Annotated in this window: 15 protein-coding genes; 11 read left to right on the top strand and 4 right to left on the bottom strand. The window is 54.5% G+C overall.

Annotated elements, in window-relative coordinates:
- The first annotated feature begins 40 nt into the window (after positions 1-40).
- Positions 41-454, top strand: coding sequence for an acyl-CoA thioesterase (locus AC1RKC_RS17270; protein ID WP_020825496.1), 414 nt, complete (start codon positions 41-43; stop codon positions 452-454).
- Between the two features lie 35 nt (positions 455-489).
- Here AC1RKC_RS17270 and queC read toward each other — a convergent pair whose 3' ends face one another.
- On the bottom strand, positions 490-1,188 hold the full coding sequence (gene queC, locus AC1RKC_RS17265) for a 7-cyano-7-deazaguanine synthase QueC (protein WP_020825497.1): 699 nt from the start codon (positions 1,186-1,188) through the stop codon (positions 490-492).
- 97 nt (positions 1,189-1,285) lie between these two features.
- Positions 1,286-3,034, bottom strand: a complete 1,749-nt coding sequence (locus AC1RKC_RS17260; RefSeq protein WP_041415228.1) for an SgrR family transcriptional regulator — start codon at positions 3,032-3,034, stop codon at positions 1,286-1,288.
- A 103-nt stretch (positions 3,035-3,137) separates the two neighbouring features.
- Between AC1RKC_RS17260 and cof the strand changes: the two genes are divergently transcribed.
- Positions 3,138-3,962 (top strand): HMP-PP phosphatase, encoded by an 825-nt coding sequence (gene cof, locus AC1RKC_RS17255; protein WP_115059842.1) that lies wholly within the window; start codon positions 3,138-3,140, stop codon positions 3,960-3,962.
- Positions 3,963-4,023: 61 nt separating this feature from the next.
- Here the strand turns inward: cof and AC1RKC_RS17250 are convergent, their stop codons facing one another.
- Entirely contained in the window at positions 4,024-5,064 is a 1,041-nt protein-coding gene (locus tag AC1RKC_RS17250) for a PLP-dependent cysteine synthase family protein (RefSeq protein ID WP_020825500.1), read from the bottom strand.
- A 122-nt stretch (positions 5,065-5,186) separates the two neighbouring features.
- Here AC1RKC_RS17250 and AC1RKC_RS17245 point away from each other — a divergent pair, with 122 nt between their 5' ends.
- The 8 genes from AC1RKC_RS17245 (at position 5,187) to AC1RKC_RS17210 (ending at position 13,672) form a co-directional block, all read left to right on the top strand.
- Entirely contained in the window at positions 5,187-5,648 is a 462-nt protein-coding gene (locus AC1RKC_RS17245) for an Lrp/AsnC family transcriptional regulator (protein ID WP_493092527.1), read from the top strand.
- Positions 5,649-5,745: 97 nt separating this feature from the next.
- Positions 5,746-7,521 (top strand): SmdA family multidrug ABC transporter permease/ATP-binding protein, encoded by a 1,776-nt coding sequence (locus AC1RKC_RS17240; protein ID WP_046374345.1) that lies wholly within the window; start codon positions 5,746-5,748, stop codon positions 7,519-7,521.
- The gene (locus AC1RKC_RS17235; RefSeq protein ID WP_020825503.1) at positions 7,514-9,292 is read left to right on the top strand and encodes a SmdB family multidrug efflux ABC transporter permease/ATP-binding protein; all 1,779 of its coding nucleotides are present in this window, start codon (positions 7,514-7,516) and stop codon (positions 9,290-9,292) included. Before AC1RKC_RS17240 ends, AC1RKC_RS17235 begins: the two co-directional genes overlap by 8 nt.
- A 292-nt stretch (positions 9,293-9,584) precedes the next feature.
- Entirely contained in the window at positions 9,585-9,923 is a 339-nt protein-coding gene (gene glnK, locus AC1RKC_RS17230) for a P-II family nitrogen regulator (RefSeq protein WP_012005549.1), read from the top strand.
- Between the two features lie 36 nt (positions 9,924-9,959).
- Positions 9,960-11,246, top strand: a complete 1,287-nt coding sequence (gene amtB / locus AC1RKC_RS17225; RefSeq protein WP_020825504.1) for an ammonium transporter AmtB — start codon at positions 9,960-9,962, stop codon at positions 11,244-11,246.
- A gap of 231 nt (positions 11,247-11,477) precedes the next feature.
- Positions 11,478-12,164 carry an MOSC domain-containing protein gene (locus AC1RKC_RS17220; protein WP_020825505.1) on the top strand — a complete coding sequence of 229 codons (687 nt, stop codon included), beginning with the start codon at positions 11,478-11,480 and terminating at the stop codon, positions 12,162-12,164.
- Position 12,165: 1 nt separating this feature from the next.
- Positions 12,166-13,014: an archaetidylserine decarboxylase gene (gene asd / locus AC1RKC_RS17215; RefSeq protein ID WP_261135001.1), complete on the top strand. Its 849-nt coding sequence runs from the start codon at positions 12,166-12,168 to the stop codon at positions 13,012-13,014.
- Positions 13,015-13,072: 58 nt separating this feature from the next.
- Complete coding sequence (locus AC1RKC_RS17210) at positions 13,073-13,672, top strand: peroxiredoxin (RefSeq protein ID WP_242501564.1); 600 nt, start codon at positions 13,073-13,075, stop codon at positions 13,670-13,672.
- Between the two features lie 79 nt (positions 13,673-13,751).
- On the opposite strand, the gene tesB is transcribed toward AC1RKC_RS17210, so the two are convergent.
- The gene (gene tesB / locus AC1RKC_RS17205) at positions 13,752-14,615 is read right to left on the bottom strand and encodes an acyl-CoA thioesterase II (protein ID WP_020825508.1); all 864 of its coding nucleotides are present in this window, start codon (positions 14,613-14,615) and stop codon (positions 13,752-13,754) included.
- A 230-nt stretch (positions 14,616-14,845) separates the two neighbouring features.
- On the opposite strand from tesB, the gene AC1RKC_RS17200 reads away from it, so the two are divergent.
- Positions 14,846-15,337: a YbaY family lipoprotein gene (locus AC1RKC_RS17200; protein WP_020825509.1), complete on the top strand. Its 492-nt coding sequence runs from the start codon at positions 14,846-14,848 to the stop codon at positions 15,335-15,337.
- Positions 15,338-15,342 lie beyond the last annotated feature (5 nt).

Below are 15,342 nucleotides of genomic sequence, written 5' to 3'. Positions count from 1 at the left end.
CCTTCTTTCTGTAATCACCAGGTAGGAGTGGCCGTTCCCTATGCATCAGACCTTTATCAAAGTCCGTGGTTATCATCTCGATGTTTACCAACATGTTAACAATGCGCGCTATCTCGAATTTCTCGAGGAGGCGCGCTGGGATTGGCTGGAGAACCAGGAGGGCTTCCGTTGGATGACGGAAAACAACATCGCCTTTATCGTGGTTAATATCAATATCAATTACCGCACGCCGGCGGTGCTGGGAGACAAGTTGCGTATCGACAGTCAGATGGTGCAGCTTAACGGTAAAAGCGGCGTGCTGAGCCAAAAGGTGACGCAGGATGCCACGGGCGCGCCGGTCGCGGATGCGATGCTGACCTTTGTCTGCGTCGATTTGAAAACTCAGCGGGCGTTGCCGATTGAAGGGCAACTGCGCGAACACCTTCAGGTGCTCACGCTGTCGGAAGAAGGGTAAAGCAACGAGCGGCAATGTTTGCCGCCGTTATTCACTCAGACCAGGCCGGTCTTCTGTTTCAGGCTCGCCATCACTTCCGCTTTGTTGATTTGGTATTGCGTCAGGCCGTTGGCGCGCAGGTGACAGGCTGCACATTCACCGCAGCCATCGCCTTTAATACCGCTGTAGCAGGTCAGGGTTTCCTGCCGAACCAGATCCAACTGATGGTAGTAATCTGCCAGTGCCCAGGTCTCAGCCTTGTTCAGCCACATCAGTGGCGTTTCAAAACGGATATCGCGGGCGATGCCCAGTACTATTGCCTGATTCAGCGCTTTGACAAATTCGTCGCGGCAGTCGGGATAACCGGAAAAATCGGTTTCGCAAACGCCGGTGATCACCGCCTCGGCTTCGACCTGGTAGGCATAAATCGCCGCCAGCGTCAGGAACAGAATATTACGGCCCGGCACGAAAGTGCTCGGCAACCCGTTGGCCTCGGTGCTGCCGTAAGCCGGAACCGGGATATTGTCACGGGTCAGGCTGCTGATCGCCAGTTCATTGAGCAGGCCAACGTCCAGCAGTTTATGCGCCTTGGCCCCAAGGGCCACCGACAGCGCTTGAGCCACCTCAATCTCGGCGCGATGGCGCTGACCGTAATCGAAGGTGACGCAGTGAACTTCGTCGTACTGTTGCAATGCCTGAATCAAGCAGGTCGTGGAATCTTGTCCACCGCTGAAAACGACAACCGCGCGTTTCATAAAATTACCTCAATTTAGTGCTGAGACCCTACCCGATGAACACTCGGGCGGTAGGATAAAAATGCGTTGCGGCAGCAATGGTAGCAGAAATAGCGGGTTACCGCTGGGCCGGGCCCATTAAGTCTGGGGAAAGCGGCTCTGTCGAGTCCAGCGGCGGCGGCAGCCAGGCCTGACAGAAATCGAACCAGCCATGGGCGGTCAGGGTAACCCCATGAATGCGCGGCGGTGCGCTAATTTGATACTGATAGTGAAACAGAGGTGTGATGATCGCCGCCCTCATCAGCTGCTGATAATACTCTTTCAACTGCTCATAACGCGGTTGCTGTGCAGGTAACTGTTGGATCTGCTGCAGCGTCTGCTGCTGATGTCGCCAGCGATCGTCGGGCAGAATGCCGCGCCACAGCGTATCTTGCCGCAGCCAGCTTTCCAGCGTCGCTTCCGGTGACTCACCGATCAGGTTATCGGCCAGCAGCAGGTCGGCCTGTTCGATTTGTTCGGCGCTTTGCCAGCGTTTACCCGCGTAATAACGCAGTTCCAGCTCGCAACCGTGGCGTGCCAAAAGCTGCTGCAGAGCCACAGTGACCGTTTCCAGTTCTACCGGTGGCCGATACAGCAGCGTCAATTTGGCGGGAAGGGCTATCTCATCATCGACCTGATGCCGAGGGATGGCCCAGCCTGGCAGCATTTCGTGGCTGGGGGTGATGACGCTGTTTGGTACCGGCAGATTGGCCAACAGGCCAGATTGCTGGATCAACATCAGCAGTTTTTGGCCCTGGGCTTCGTTGAGCACGCCGTGTTTCAAATTGACCGCCAGATAGCACCAGCCCAGGCTCATGCTGCGTTGCACCGGCCGTGCCAGCGCCATCTCTTCCTGCTGGCCGATGGTTATGCGCACCGGGTGCTGGCAACTGGTGTAAGCCGCGTCGACCTGTAGCTCCGGGGTGATCCAATACTCGATGCTCTCAAGATAAGGATGCTGCAAATGGTAAAACGGATGCTGTTCCAGACGTACCAAATGCGCCTCGTTTAGCGTGAGTTTGAAAGGGCCAGCGCCAATGCCTGCGGCCTCCGGGTGGGTTAGCAGGCAAGGCAATTCCGCCAGACGATGCGCCAACCAGTAGTCGGGATGCTGTAAATCAAACTGCAGACACAGCGCATGCGGCAGGCTGATGGCCTTAACGTTGGCCAGGCTGGGGCGACTGCGAGGGTGTCGTTGCAGCTTTTCCAGCGTTTGCAACAGCTGCTGGCCGGTCAGCATTTCACCGTTGTGCCAGCGCAATTGGCTGCGCAGGAAGAACTGCCAGCGCAGGCCGTCATGGCTGATTTGCCAGTGATGGGCCAGATCGGATTGCGGTTCAGGATTGCCGGTAATGAAGCGCGTCAGCCCGGCATGCAGGGTGGCAACCAAATGTTGTTCGGCGCGGCCGGTCAGGGTCAGTGGATCCAGAGATTCCAGCGTGCGGTAATAGGGGATACGCAGCGTTGGGCTGCCTGCCTGCCACTGGCCGCCGAGATGCGGGCTGAGCAACTCCTGCAAATGCTGCGGCGCCAACTGCGCCATTTCCAACGCGCCCTGGTGGTCGCCGTCATGCAGCAAGCGCTGCAAGTGTGCGGCGCGCAGCTCATCCGGGGTTTTCAAACACTGCAGGCGAGCCCGCTTGCCGCGACCGGGCTGTGACTGCCAGCTTAGCCAGCCCTGATCCTGTAGCTGTTGTACCAGCGTGCGAGCATGGCGTTCGCTGCAATAGAACAGGGCTGCGAGTTCGCCGATGGTGATGGCCACCGGCGCAGCGCCGAGCTGTTGATACAGGCGTTGATACTGGCTGAGACGATGGGTCAGGCGCATGATGGAAATCCGGAACAGTTTTCCAGAATTGTTCACTATTACTTCCGCAAATACCATCTCATACTGCAGGGACTGTAATCGCGTTCACATTCATGAGGTCTTTATGTATCGCCTGGCGGCTTTTGATATGGATGGCACATTGTTGACACCGGATCACCGGGTCGGGCCGGAAACTCTGGCGGTGCTAAAGCAACTGGTTGAACGGGAGATGGTTGTCACCTTCGCTACCGGGCGTCACTACCTGGACGCGCAGCCGATCATGGCGCAACTGGGTCTGCAAGGCTATCTGATTACAGGCAACGGTACGCGGGTTTACGATCATCTGGGGCAACAACTTCACGCCACCGATTTGCCTGCTGACATAGCCGAAGAGGTGCTGCACACCCATTGGCATACGGTTGCCAGCATGCACGTCTTCCGAGACGAAGGCTGGATGACCGAGTTTGCGGTACCGGAAGAAATGTTGCGGGCTCATCATCTGAGCGGCTTCCGTTATCAGCTTACCGAAGTGCGTCGTTTACCGGCCTTCGGCAACAGTAAGGTGTGCTTCGTTGGACCACATGTGGAACTGCTTAAGCTACAGATTCAGCTACGGGAACAGTTTGGAACACGCGTTGATCTCTGTTTCTCTGCCTATGAATGCCTGGAGGTCTTGCCGTTGGGGTGTAACAAAGGCACCGCGCTGGATACGTTGAGCCGCCATCTGGGGCTGAAGATGGCGGACTGCATGGCGTTTGGCGATGCCATGAACGACAGGGAAATGCTGGCGACGGTGGGGCACGGCGTGGTGATGGGCAATGCCCTGCCGCAGCTGAAGTCTTCACTGCCACAACTACAGGTTATCGGCCATTGCGAACAGCAGGCGGTGGCTCACTATTTGCAACATTGGCTGCGTTCACCTTACCTCACCTATTCCCCCGAATTATGAGGCTTTATTGGCAGCCGGCCGGGTATGACTTACCCGGCTTTTTTTCGCCTGCCGGGTGCGATTACAAGTCTGCCAGTTGCGCCAGATACGGGGTCAGATCGCCGATATTGTTTCTCACCCATTCAGGGTTGTAGTAGGTATCCAGATAGCGCTCACCGCTGTCGCATAGCAGGGTGACGATAGAACCCTGTTCGCCATTTTCCCGCATCTGTTTCGCCAATTGCAGCGCGCCCCACACATTAGTGCCGGTGGAGGCGCCCACTTTACGGCCCAGTACCGTTTCCAGCCAATGAATGGTAGCAACGCTGGCCGCGTCCGGAACGCGCAGCATGCTGTCGACCACCGACGGGATAAACGAGGGTTCGGCACGCGGGCGGCCAATACCTTCGATCCTGCTGCCGCAGCTGCCGATCAGGGTGCGATCGCGCTGGTGGAAACAATCATAGAATACCGAGTTTTCCGGATCGACGACCGTCAAGCGGGTGTCGTGCCCCTGATAGCGAATATAGCGTCCCAGCGTTGCAGATGTACCGCCGGTGCCCGCGCTCATCACGATATGTTTAGGGACAGGGAAGGGTTCGCGTGCCATCTGGCGGAAGATGCTGTCGGCGATGTTGTTATTGCCGCGCCAGTCGGTGGCGCGTTCGGCGTAGGTGAACTGATCCATATAGTGGCCGTTCAGTTCTTGCGCCAACTGCTCGGAGACCGCGTAAATCTGTGCCGCGTGATCGACGAAATGGCAGCGGCCGCCGTAAAACGCAATTTGCTCAACCTTGCGGCGTGCCGTGCAGGAAGGCATCACGGCAATAAACGGCAGGCCAATCAGCCGGGCGAAGTAAGCTTCGGACACGGCGGTGCTACCTGAAGAGGCTTCGATAATCGTGGTGTTTTCGGTGATCCAGCCGTTGCACAGGCCGTACAGGAACAGCGAGCGCGCCAGCCGATGCTTCAGGCTGCCGGTCGGGTGAGTGCTTTCATCTTTCAGGTACAGGCAGATACCGGGAAATTCGGGCAGGTTCAGGCGGATCAGGTGCGTGTCGGCGGAGCGTTGGAAATCCGCTTCTATTTCACCGATAGCATATTTTACCCAAGAGTTTGTCATCGTCTGGCCTCAGAATAGGGGGCTTATTTGCTGCATAATATAGCCTGCCGCCGGGAAAAAAGGATTGCCATTTTTCCTGTTTAATCGCTTAATGAGAGAAAATTTTTCTCCTGGTTGACGATATGTTAGATAAAACAGACCGTAAGTTACTGTGCATGCTGCAACAGGACTGCACCCAGCCGCTGCAGGCGCTGGCCTATGCGGTCAATCTGACGTCGACGCCTTGCTGGAAAAGGCTGAAACGGCTGGAAGAGGAAGGCTATATCCGTGGGCGGGTCGCGCTGCTGGATAATGAAAAACTCGGGTTGGGCCTGACGGCATTTGTGCTGATCAAAACCCAGCAGCACAGCAGCGAGTGGTATCAGACGTTCGTGCAACTGACCCAGCAGATGCCGGAGGTGCTGGCATTTTACCGCATGGCGGGGGAGTACGATTACCTGATGCAGGTGGAAGTGGCTGATATGAAGAGCTACGACAGTTTTTACAAGCGTCTGGTGAACGGGGTACCTGGGCTGATCGACGTCACTTCCAGCTTCGCGATGGAAAAAATCAAATACACCACCGCCCTGCCGGTTCCTGAGTGAAAAGTTCACCAAATTGGCAAAGTAACGGTGGTATCCTACTCTGCTGAGGCAGATCGAGAGAAAAAACTATTACATCTACATCCTGGAATAAAACTGCGTGAGACTATTTACCCAAATCGGCTGGTACTTCCGCCGCGAGTGGCGCCGCTACCTGGGGGCAGTGGTGCTGTTGATCATCATTGCCATTCTGCAGCTGTTGCCACCCAAGCTGGTGGGGATCATTGTCGACGGTATTACCGAAAAACAGATGTCCAGCGGCGTGCTGATGGCATGGCTGGGGCTGATGCTCGGCACCGCCGTGGTGGTCTACCTGCTGCGCTACGTATGGCGAGTGTTGCTGTTTGGCGCGTCTTATCAGCTTGCCGTCGAACTGCGTGAAAATTTCTACCGCCAGCTTAGCCGCCAGAACCCGGCTTTCTATCTGCGCCACCGTACCGGCGATCTGATGGCACGTGCCACCAATGATGTCGATCGGGTCGTTTTCGCTGCCGGTGAAGGGGTGTTGACGCTGGTCGATTCGCTGGTAATGGGCTTGGCGGTGCTGGTGGTGATGAGCACCCAAATTAGCTGGCAGTTGACGCTGCTGTCGTTGATCCCTATGCCCATCATGGCGATCGTTATCAAGTATTACGGCGATCAGTTGCATCAGCGCTTTAAATCGGCGCAGGCGGCGTTCTCCAGCCTGAACGATCAGGCGCAGGAAAGCATGACCAGCATCCGCATGATTAAGGCGTTTGGTCTGGAGGATCACCAATCCAATCAATTTGCCGAAGTGGCCGCCCAAACCGGCGCCAAAAATATGCACGTAGCGCGGGTAGATGCGCGTTTTGACCCGACGATTTACATCGCTATCGGTACCGCCAATCTGTTGGCTATCGGCGGTGGCAGTTGGATGGTGGTCAATGGCTCTCTGACGCTTGGGCAACTGACCAGCTTCGTGATGTACCTCGGCCTGATGATTTGGCCGATGCTGGCGCTGGCCTGGATGTTCAACATTGTTGAACGCGGCAGTGCGGCATACGGTCGCATTCGCAGCCTGCTGGAGGAAGCGCCGGCAGTGACCGACGGTGAGTATCCATTGCCGGCGGGGCGTGGCAGCCTGGCCGTCGATATCCGATCCTTCCACTATCCTGGCAACCAGCACCCGGCGTTGCACGATGTCACGTTGAAGCTGGAGCCGGGTCAGATGCTTGGCCTGTGTGGCCCGACCGGTGCTGGTAAGTCAACGTTACTGTCGTTGATCCAGCGCCAGTTTGATGTGGATGATGGTCAGATTAGCTATCAGGGATTGCCGCTGACCCAGGTGAAGCTCGACGACTGGCGCTCGCGACTGTCTGTGGTGAGTCAGACGCCATTCTTGTTCTCGGACAGCGTGGCCAACAATATTGCGCTGGGGAATCCGGGCGCGACGCAGGAACAGATTGAGCGTGCAGCCCAGTTGGCCAGCGTGCATGAAGACATTATGCGCCTGCCGCAAGGCTATGAAACTGAAGTGGGTGAGCGTGGCGTGATGCTGTCCGGCGGCCAGAAACAGCGTATTTCTATTGCCCGTGCATTGTTACTGGATGCAGAAATCTTGATCCTCGACGATGCGTTGTCGGCGGTAGATGGTCGAACCGAACACCAAATCCTGCACAATTTGCGCAGTTGGGGACAAAACCGGACGGTGATTATCAGCGCGCACCGGCTTTCGGCACTGACCGAAGCCAGCGAAATTCTGGTGATACAACACGGCGGCGTGGCTCAGCGTGGCGAACATGCGTCCCTGGCGGCCCAACCGGGCTGGTACCGCGATATGTACCGCTATCAGCAACTGGAAGCGGCGCTGGATGAGGCACCGGAAAGCGGCGAGGAGATACTGGCCAATGAATAAGATGCAAAAGCTGTGGCCGACGCTGAAACGGTTGCTGGCTTATGGATCGCCATACCGCAAACCTCTGGGGCTGGCGGTGTTGATGTTGTGGGTTGCGGCGGCAGCGGAAGTCGCCGGACCGATCCTGATCAGTTATTTTATCGATAACTATGTGGCTAAGGGCCAGTTGCCGCTGATGATCGTCTGCGGGCTGGCGGCGGCCTATATTCTGCTGGAGCTGTTAGCGGCGGCGCTGCACTATTTTCAAGCGTTGTTGTTCAACCAGGCCGCGGTCGGGGTGGTTCAACGCCTGCGTACCGACGTGATGGACGCCGCGTTGCGTCAGCCGCTCAGCGCTTTTGATACGCAGCCGGTGGGGCAGTTGATCTCGCGAGTGACCAATGACACCGAGGTGATTAAAGACCTGTACGTCATGGTAGTGTCCACCGTATTGAAAAGCGCTGCGCTGATTGGCGCCATGCTGGTGGCGATGTTCAGCCTGGACTGGCGTATGGCGCTGGTGGCGATCTGCATCTTCCCGGCGGTGTTTGTGGTGATGGGCATTTACCAATACTACAGCATCCCGATTGTGCGCCGGGTGCGCAGCTATCTGGCAGACATCAACGACGGCTTTAACGAAGTGATCAACGGCATGGGCGTGATCCAGCAGTTCCGCCAGCAGATCCGCTTTGGTGAACGCATGAGCGCCGCCAGCCGTTCGCACTACACCGCGCGTATGCAGACTCTGCGGCTGGATGGTTTCCTTTTGCGTCCGCTGCTCAGCCTGTTTTCGGCGCTGGTGCTGTGTGGCCTGCTGATGTTGTTTGGCTTCAGCGGTGAGGGAAGCATTGGCGTGGGCGTGCTCTATGCCTTTATCAACTACCTCGGGCGTCTGAATGAGCCGTTGATTGAGCTGACGTCGCAGCAGTCGATTCTGCAGCAGGCGGTGGTGGCCGGTGAGCGTATTTTCGAACTGATGGATCGCCGTCAACAGAGCTATGGAACGGACGATCGCCCGCTCGAGAGTGGCCGCATTGATATTGAAGACCTGAGCTTTGCCTACCGCGATGACAAAAAGGTGCTGCAGCATATTTCGCTGTCGGTGCCGTCGCGGGGTTTTGTGGCGTTGGTGGGGCATACCGGCAGCGGCAAGAGCACGCTGGCCAACCTGCTGATGGGGTATTACCCGGTCAATCAGGGCGAAGTCCGTCTCGATGGTCGTCCGCTGGCCAGCCTGTCGCACCGTACGTTGCGGCAGGGGGTGGCAATGGTGCAGCAGGATCCGGTGGTGATCGCCGAATCGGTGCTGGCCAACGTTACGCTGGGCCGTAACATCAGTGAAGAGATAGTGTGGCAGGCGCTGGAAACGGTGCAATTGGCTGAGCTGGTACGCAGCTTCCCACAGGGGATTCACACCCGGCTGGGCGAGCAGGGTAACAACCTGTCGGTGGGCCAGAAACAGCTATTGGCGATGGCCAGGGTATTGGTGCAGGCGCCGCAGATCCTGATCCTCGACGAAGCGACCGCCAACATCGATTCAGGTACTGAGCAAGCGATTCAGCGTGCACTGCGTTTGATTCGTGAACATACCACGCTGGTGGTGATCGCTCACCGATTGTCGACCATTGTCGATGCCGATTCCATTCTGGTTCTGCACCGGGGTCAGGCGGTCGAGCAGGGCAATCATCAGCAACTGTTGGCTCAGCAGGGACGTTACTACCAGATGTACCAGCTGCAACTGGTGGGTGAAGAATTGGCCGCTGCCAATCGCGAAGAAACACAACCCGCATGATCTGGGGGCCGTTTTAACGGCCCCTTTCTTTTGTCGCCACGCACCACAAACAGGCACAAGCCCGTTTAAAATCCCTCTCGCTGCACTTTTTCGACGCGCTACGCACCAAATTAGTGCGCAATATTTAATCAGCCCATCAGTTGGTCGCGCGCTATTAGCCGCTCGTCGCATGCCAGATCCCCATCCTGCCGGTTAATTTGCTGAATCCGCGTACAAAACCATTTGTGGCATAGCCTTTGCTTTATAAGTCTCGTACCGGGGTGAGTTTGGGCTTAATTCGTGGAGGGGCAATATGAAGCTGGTGACCGTGGTGATTAAACCATTCAAGCTGGAGGACGTGCGTGAAGCCCTATCCTCTGTAGGCATTCAGGGGCTGACCGTAAGCGAAGTAAAAGGCTTTGGTCGCCAGAAGGGGCACGCTGAGCTCTATCGCGGAGCCGAATACAGCGTCAACTTTTTACCTAAAGTAAAAATCGACATCGCTATCGCCGACGATCAGTTGGATGAAGTGGTTGATGTGATTAGTAAAGCGGCGTACACCGGCAAAATCGGTGACGGCAAAATTTTCGTTGCCGAATTGCAACGTGTCATTCGCATTCGCACCGGCGAAACAGACGAAGCAGCACTGTAATCACAGGCTCAGTAAAGTAATGGGGATGGATTGATAATGAAAAAACTTTTATCCATGTTGGGCCTGAGTACGGTAACCATGGTTCCTTCTTTGGCCCTGGCCGCTCCGGCGGTCGCAGACAAGGCTGACAACGCCTTCATGATGATTTGCACCGCTTTGGTGCTGTTCATGACCTTGCCGGGTGTCGCTTTGTTTTACGGTGGTTTGCTGCGCTCCAAAAACGTGCTCTCCATGCTGACCCAGGTCACCGTCACCTTCGCATTGGTGTGTGTTCTGTGGGTGCTTTATGGCTACAGTCTGGCTTTCAGCGAAGGTAATGCCTTCTTCGGTGGTTTCCAGACGGCGATGCTGAAAGGCATTGGCATTGACAGCGTCACCGGGACCTTTAGCCAGATGATCCACGTAGCGTTCCAGTGTTCATTCGCTTGTATCACCGTCGCGCTGGTGGTGGGGGGCTTTGCCGAGCGTATCCGCTTCTCGGCGGTAGTGATTTTCGCCGCTATCTGGTTCACCATTTCCTACCTGCCGATTGCCCACATGGTGTGGGGCGGTGGCTTCCTGGCCGCTGATGGCGCGTTGGACTTTGCCGGCGGCACCGTGGTGCATATCAATGCGGCAAGTGCCGGCCTGGTGGGCGCTTATCTGCTCGGCAAGCGTGCTGGTTTCGGTAAGGAAGCTTTCAAACCGCATAACCTGCCGATGGTATTTACCGGCGCTTCTATCCTGTATATCGGCTGGTTCGGCTTTAACGCCGGTTCTGCCAGCGCGGCTAACGGCATTGCGGCCCTGGCTTTCCTGAACACCGTAGTGGCAACCGCAGGCGCTATTCTTTCCTGGACTTTTGCCGAGTGGATTGTGCGCGGTAAACCTTCTCTGCTGGGGGCCTGTTCCGGCTGTATCGCCGGGCTGGTTGCCATCACGCCTGCTGCGGGTACCGTAGGGGTTGGCGGGGCGTTGATTATCGGCCTGGTCGGTGGCATTGCCGGTCTGTGGGGCGTGGTCACGCTGAAGAAATGGCTGAAAGTGGACGATACCTGCGATGTGTTCGGTGTACATGGCGTATGCGGCATCGTCGGATGCTTGCTGACCGGCGTGTTCACCTCCGCCTCGCTGGGCGGAACCGGGTACGCAGAAGGTGTTACCATGGGGCATCAGGTGTGGATCCAACTGTTGAGCGTGGTGATCACGCTGGTATGGTCTGGAGTGGCCGCCTTCATTGCCTTCAAAGTGGCAGGTGCTATCGTCGGGCTGCGAGTACCGGAAGAGCAGGAGCGCGAAGGTCTGGACGTCAACAGCCATGGTGAGAGTGCCTATAACCAATAAGCCTTGAAGAAGGGCAGTGCGCTAAATAACTCGAAAAATAATGATGATGCAGAAAGGGCGATGGAGACATCGCCCTTTTTCTTTTTTAACGATATTCCCCCTTTTTAAGTAATGCACTGTTTTTATTGACCTTATATTAATTGCATTATCAAGTGCTTTTTCTATAATGGCTTTGATTTGTACTGTTTGTTTTATTTATTTGTATTAATACGTATTAAGTGGGAGATAACGATGAAAGGAATAGTGAATTCTGTTTACGTAGGAAAAGTGGTTCCTTTCACTCGTCCTGATAGCTTTACCGGCATATTCAAAAAAGAGGTTAATCATCTGGTTTCAGTAGGTTATGAAGGCATTGAGGGTGATGAGATCGGCGACCTGAAGGTACATGGCGGGCCGGAAAAGGCGGTACACGTTTATCCATTGGAACATTATAAAAAGTGGAAGGCAGAATTTCCCGACTGTCCCTTTTTCGAGAATGCCGGCGCATTTGGCGAGAATTTTAGCACTATCGGTTTGGATGAAAGTCAGGTCTTTGTCGGCGACATTTTTAGCATAGGGACGGCAGTAGTGGAGGTTTCACAAGGTCGATTACCCTGTTGGAAGTTAAATGACAGATTCGACATTCCCTATTTTTCGGAAATGCTACAAATTAACTACCGCACCGGTTGGTATTTCAGGGTGATTCAGCAGGGAAATGTCGGTTTGGGCGATGAAATTACCTTGATTAACAGGACCAATGATAAATGGAGTTTGCAGGAGATAATGAAAGTTATTTTTACCAAATCTCTTGATGAAGAAACCCTGACCAGTATGTTGGAATTACCCTTGGTTGCCTCTTGGCGGAAACTGTTTATGAAAAGATTGCTCACTGGGGCTGTTGAAGATTGGTCGCCAAGATTGCATGGAAAAAAGGATTAAAATGAAAGGGTACGTTGATTTTTTATCGCTGCTACGTACAAACCTATTCAAAATTGGTAAGCGGATGAGTGAAGCCAGTTTTTTTAACGTTCACTATATTTTTATTTTTATCCTGTGCAAGGCAAGGTCAATCGATCTGTCACGTTACCAGAAGAAGAACATCAAGGATTACAGCAGTTTCCAGGATTTTTTTTGCAGAGAGCTCAGCGAAGAAACAAAGAATAAAGTCAATTTATTGAATTCAACTGAGCTTTGTATGCCTTGTGATGGGCGTATGGGGGCCCATGGCGAGATAAAAGAGAATACGTTACTGCAAGCCAAGGGGGTTGAGTATTCCATCTTTAGGCTTTTTGGTTTTAATAATGAAATGACGCAGGGCTACAATGGCGGCCGTTTTGCGAATATATACCTGGCGCCGGAGGATTATCACAGGGTACATATGCCGTTCGACGGTTTCTTGATTAATACCATTTATTGTCCCGGAGATTTTAAATCGGTCAGGGAGAAGAATGTAAAAAATGATAAAGAATTATATGTGGGTAATGAACGGCTGATTTGTGAGTTTATGACGGAGCATGGCAGGATGTCCGTTATTTTTGTAGGCGCATTTATGGTGGGGGGGATAGTCACTGCTTGGGGAGGAAAGGTCAACTATAACCGGCTCTACACCCATGAGTCTTTTTATAATGATTGTTTGTTTTACAAGAAGGGCGAGGAGATAGGCTATTTCACTATGGGGTCAACAGTCATAGTTCTGTTTGATTCCTGCTGGGATCTCGATTTCAGTAACATAAATCAAGGGAATAGGGTTGAGTTTTCTGATGCTTTTGTCACCGTGATGAAAAAGTAAGCGTTAACTCTTCGCCGAACGATGAGGAAGTATTTTCATTTGAATAGGGAGTCAGAGCGTGGCGAATACACATCACATGGGCAATCCCGCGTTATTGCCAGACGACCTGCCATGCCCGGTGGATGACGGTGCGGCCGATCATCTGGTCGGCATGCCGATGCCGGCCCTGCGTTTTCACTCAACGTTTGGTGAGAGGGTAGACTTGTCTATCTTGCCGGGGCGAACGGTTGTTTATGCCTATCCGAGGACCGGCGAGCCCCACGGCAATCTGCCGGCAGGTTGGGACGCTATCCCCGGAGCCCGTGGCTGCACAGCGCAAACTTTATCTTTTCAGGCCGAAAAGGAGGTGTTTACCACCTTCGGGATCAGGATCTTTGGGTTGAGCACGCAAACCACGGATTATCAGAGAGAGTTGTCTGACCGCCTCAGGCTGACTTTCCCCATCTTGAGCGATGCTGAGTTTGCATTGGTCAACGCCTTGCGTTTACCCACGATGAACGTGGAAGGCATGCGGCTGATTAAGCGTTTAACGCTGATCATCAGGGATGGCACGATTGAACATGTGTTCTATCCTGTTTTCCCCGCGAACAGAGCGGCCGCTGAGGTCATCGGGTGGCTGAGAGACCATCCGGATTTAGCACCGGGAACCCTTGACTGAGCTGGGCGCGCCCATTTGTGAAGGCACAAAGCAAAAATGCCAGCCAACCTGGCTGGCATTCCATTGAAGGGTGAATTGCTTAGGCTTCGCGCTGGCGGATGACGCCTTCCTGCACCGTAGTGGCAACCAGAACGCCGTCACGGGTATAAAATTGTCCGCGCACAAATCCACGGGCTCCGGAAGCTGACGTGCTTTCGACCACGTACAACAACCAGTCATCCATGCGGAAGGGGCGGTGGAACCACATTGAGTGGTCAATTGTCGCCACCTGCATGCCCGGCTCCAGGAAACCTACGCCATGAGGCTGCAACGCCGTCGGCAGGAAGTTAAAATCTGACGCGTAACCCAGCAAATATTGGTGGATGCGCTGATCGTCCGGCATGGTGCCGTTGGCGCGGAACCAAACGTAGCGGTGTGGCTCTTCCACGCTGCCCTTCAGTGGGTTGTGGAATTTGACCGGGCGCATTTCGATCGGCTTCTGGCCGATAAACTTTTCACGCACTTTATCCGGCAGCATGTGCGACAACTTTTGGGCAATGTCCGATTCGGACATCAGTCCTTCCGGCGGCGGCACATCCGGCATGGTGTTCTGATGTTCAAACCCTTCTTCCGGGCTTTGGAAAGAGGCTGTCATATAGAAAATGGGCTTGCCATGCTGAATGGCACTGACGCGGCGGGCGCTAAAACTGTTACCGTCGCGCAGGATTTCCACGTCGTAGATAATCGGCTTGCTGCTGTCGCCTGGACGCAGAAAATAACTGTGAAACGAGTGTACGCTCCGCTCTGCGGGAACAGTCTGTTTGGCGGCATAAAGTGCCTGACCAACCACCTGACCGCCAAATACCTGACGTAGCCCCAGATCTTCGCTTTGGCCACGGAACAACCCTTCTTCGATTTTCTCCAGATCCAGCAGATCAAGGAGGTTTTGCAGTGCCTGGCTCATAAAGTTACTACCCTTATAATAATCATTTTGCTCAGTGTGCGGAATATCACGGTAAGACGTCAATATATTGCGTTATGGCACAGAGAAAATTGGCTTAATACTGAACATTATTAGGGGGGTAAGTGATTAATAGGCAGTGTTAAATGGATTTTTCAGTGTTTTGTGCTAACTTTAATGAGTGGGGTGGTGGAAGCCACCAACGTGTTGATAATAAAAAAGGAGACCGATCCATGAAACTCTGGCAAATCGTAGGTGGAGCTGCAGCATTAACCCTCACTCTGGCTGGCTGTGCCCAGAAGAGTGGCAATGTGCCTACTCCAACGGCGGGCAGCGCGGCGATTGCACAAACGCAGATTCAGGGCCCGGCGGTGACTGGTTCGGTTAACATTCGCCAGCGCATTGCGCTGCCGCCGGATGCGATACTGACCGTCACGCTCTCTGATGCTTCACTGGCGGACGCTCCGTCTAAAGTGATCGCCCAGCGTGCGGTACGTACCGACGGCAAGCAAGCGCCGTTTAATTTTGTATTGCCGTTCAACCCGGCTGATATTCAGCCTAATGCGCGTATTATCCTGAGCGCGGCAATCACGGTTAATGGGCAGCTGATCTTTATTACCGACACAATCCAGGAAGTGGTGAACCGTAACGGCACCCGTGCCGACCTGCTGCTGGTTCCGGTGCAAGGCATTCCGGTTCAGGCAACGCCAACGGCGATGCCGTAATCCGG

The sequence above is a fragment of the Serratia sp. GW822-FHT06E05 genome (genome assembly GCF_058799445.1).
The sequence above is the reverse complement of the archived record's forward strand: the minus strand, read 5'-3'. Positions and strand labels throughout refer to the sequence as shown.

What these genes read in the sequence shown, in the direction of transcription:
- glnK (WP_012005549.1), top strand. Translation starts at nt 9,585, where the DNA reads ATGAAGCTGGTGACCGTGGTGATTAAACCATTCAAGCTGGAGGACGTG.
- AC1RKC_RS17235 (WP_020825503.1), top strand. Translation starts at nt 7,514, where the DNA reads ATGAATAAGATGCAAAAGCTGTGGCCGACGCTGAAACGGTTGCTGGCT.
- AC1RKC_RS17270 (WP_020825496.1), top strand. Translation starts at nt 41, where the DNA reads ATGCATCAGACCTTTATCAAAGTCCGTGGTTATCATCTCGATGTTTAC.
- AC1RKC_RS17260 (WP_041415228.1), bottom strand. Translation starts at nt 3,034, where the DNA reads ATGCGCCTGACCCATCGTCTCAGCCAGTATCAACGCCTGTATCAACAG.
- tesB (WP_020825508.1), bottom strand. Translation starts at nt 14,615, where the DNA reads ATGAGCCAGGCACTGCAAAACCTCCTTGATCTGCTGGATCTGGAGAAA.
- AC1RKC_RS17250 (WP_020825500.1), bottom strand. Translation starts at nt 5,064, where the DNA reads ATGACAAACTCTTGGGTAAAATATGCTATCGGTGAAATAGAAGCGGAT.
- cof (WP_115059842.1), top strand. Translation starts at nt 3,138, where the DNA reads ATGTATCGCCTGGCGGCTTTTGATATGGATGGCACATTGTTGACACCG.
- AC1RKC_RS17220 (WP_020825505.1), top strand. Translation starts at nt 11,478, where the DNA reads ATGAAAGGAATAGTGAATTCTGTTTACGTAGGAAAAGTGGTTCCTTTC.
- AC1RKC_RS17200 (WP_020825509.1), top strand. Translation starts at nt 14,846, where the DNA reads ATGAAACTCTGGCAAATCGTAGGTGGAGCTGCAGCATTAACCCTCACT.
- queC (WP_020825497.1), bottom strand. Translation starts at nt 1,188, where the DNA reads ATGAAACGCGCGGTTGTCGTTTTCAGCGGTGGACAAGATTCCACGACC.
- amtB (WP_020825504.1), top strand. Translation starts at nt 9,960, where the DNA reads ATGAAAAAACTTTTATCCATGTTGGGCCTGAGTACGGTAACCATGGTT.
- AC1RKC_RS17245 (WP_493092527.1), top strand. Translation starts at nt 5,187, where the DNA reads ATGTTAGATAAAACAGACCGTAAGTTACTGTGCATGCTGCAACAGGAC.
- asd (WP_261135001.1), top strand. Translation starts at nt 12,166, where the DNA reads ATGAAAGGGTACGTTGATTTTTTATCGCTGCTACGTACAAACCTATTC.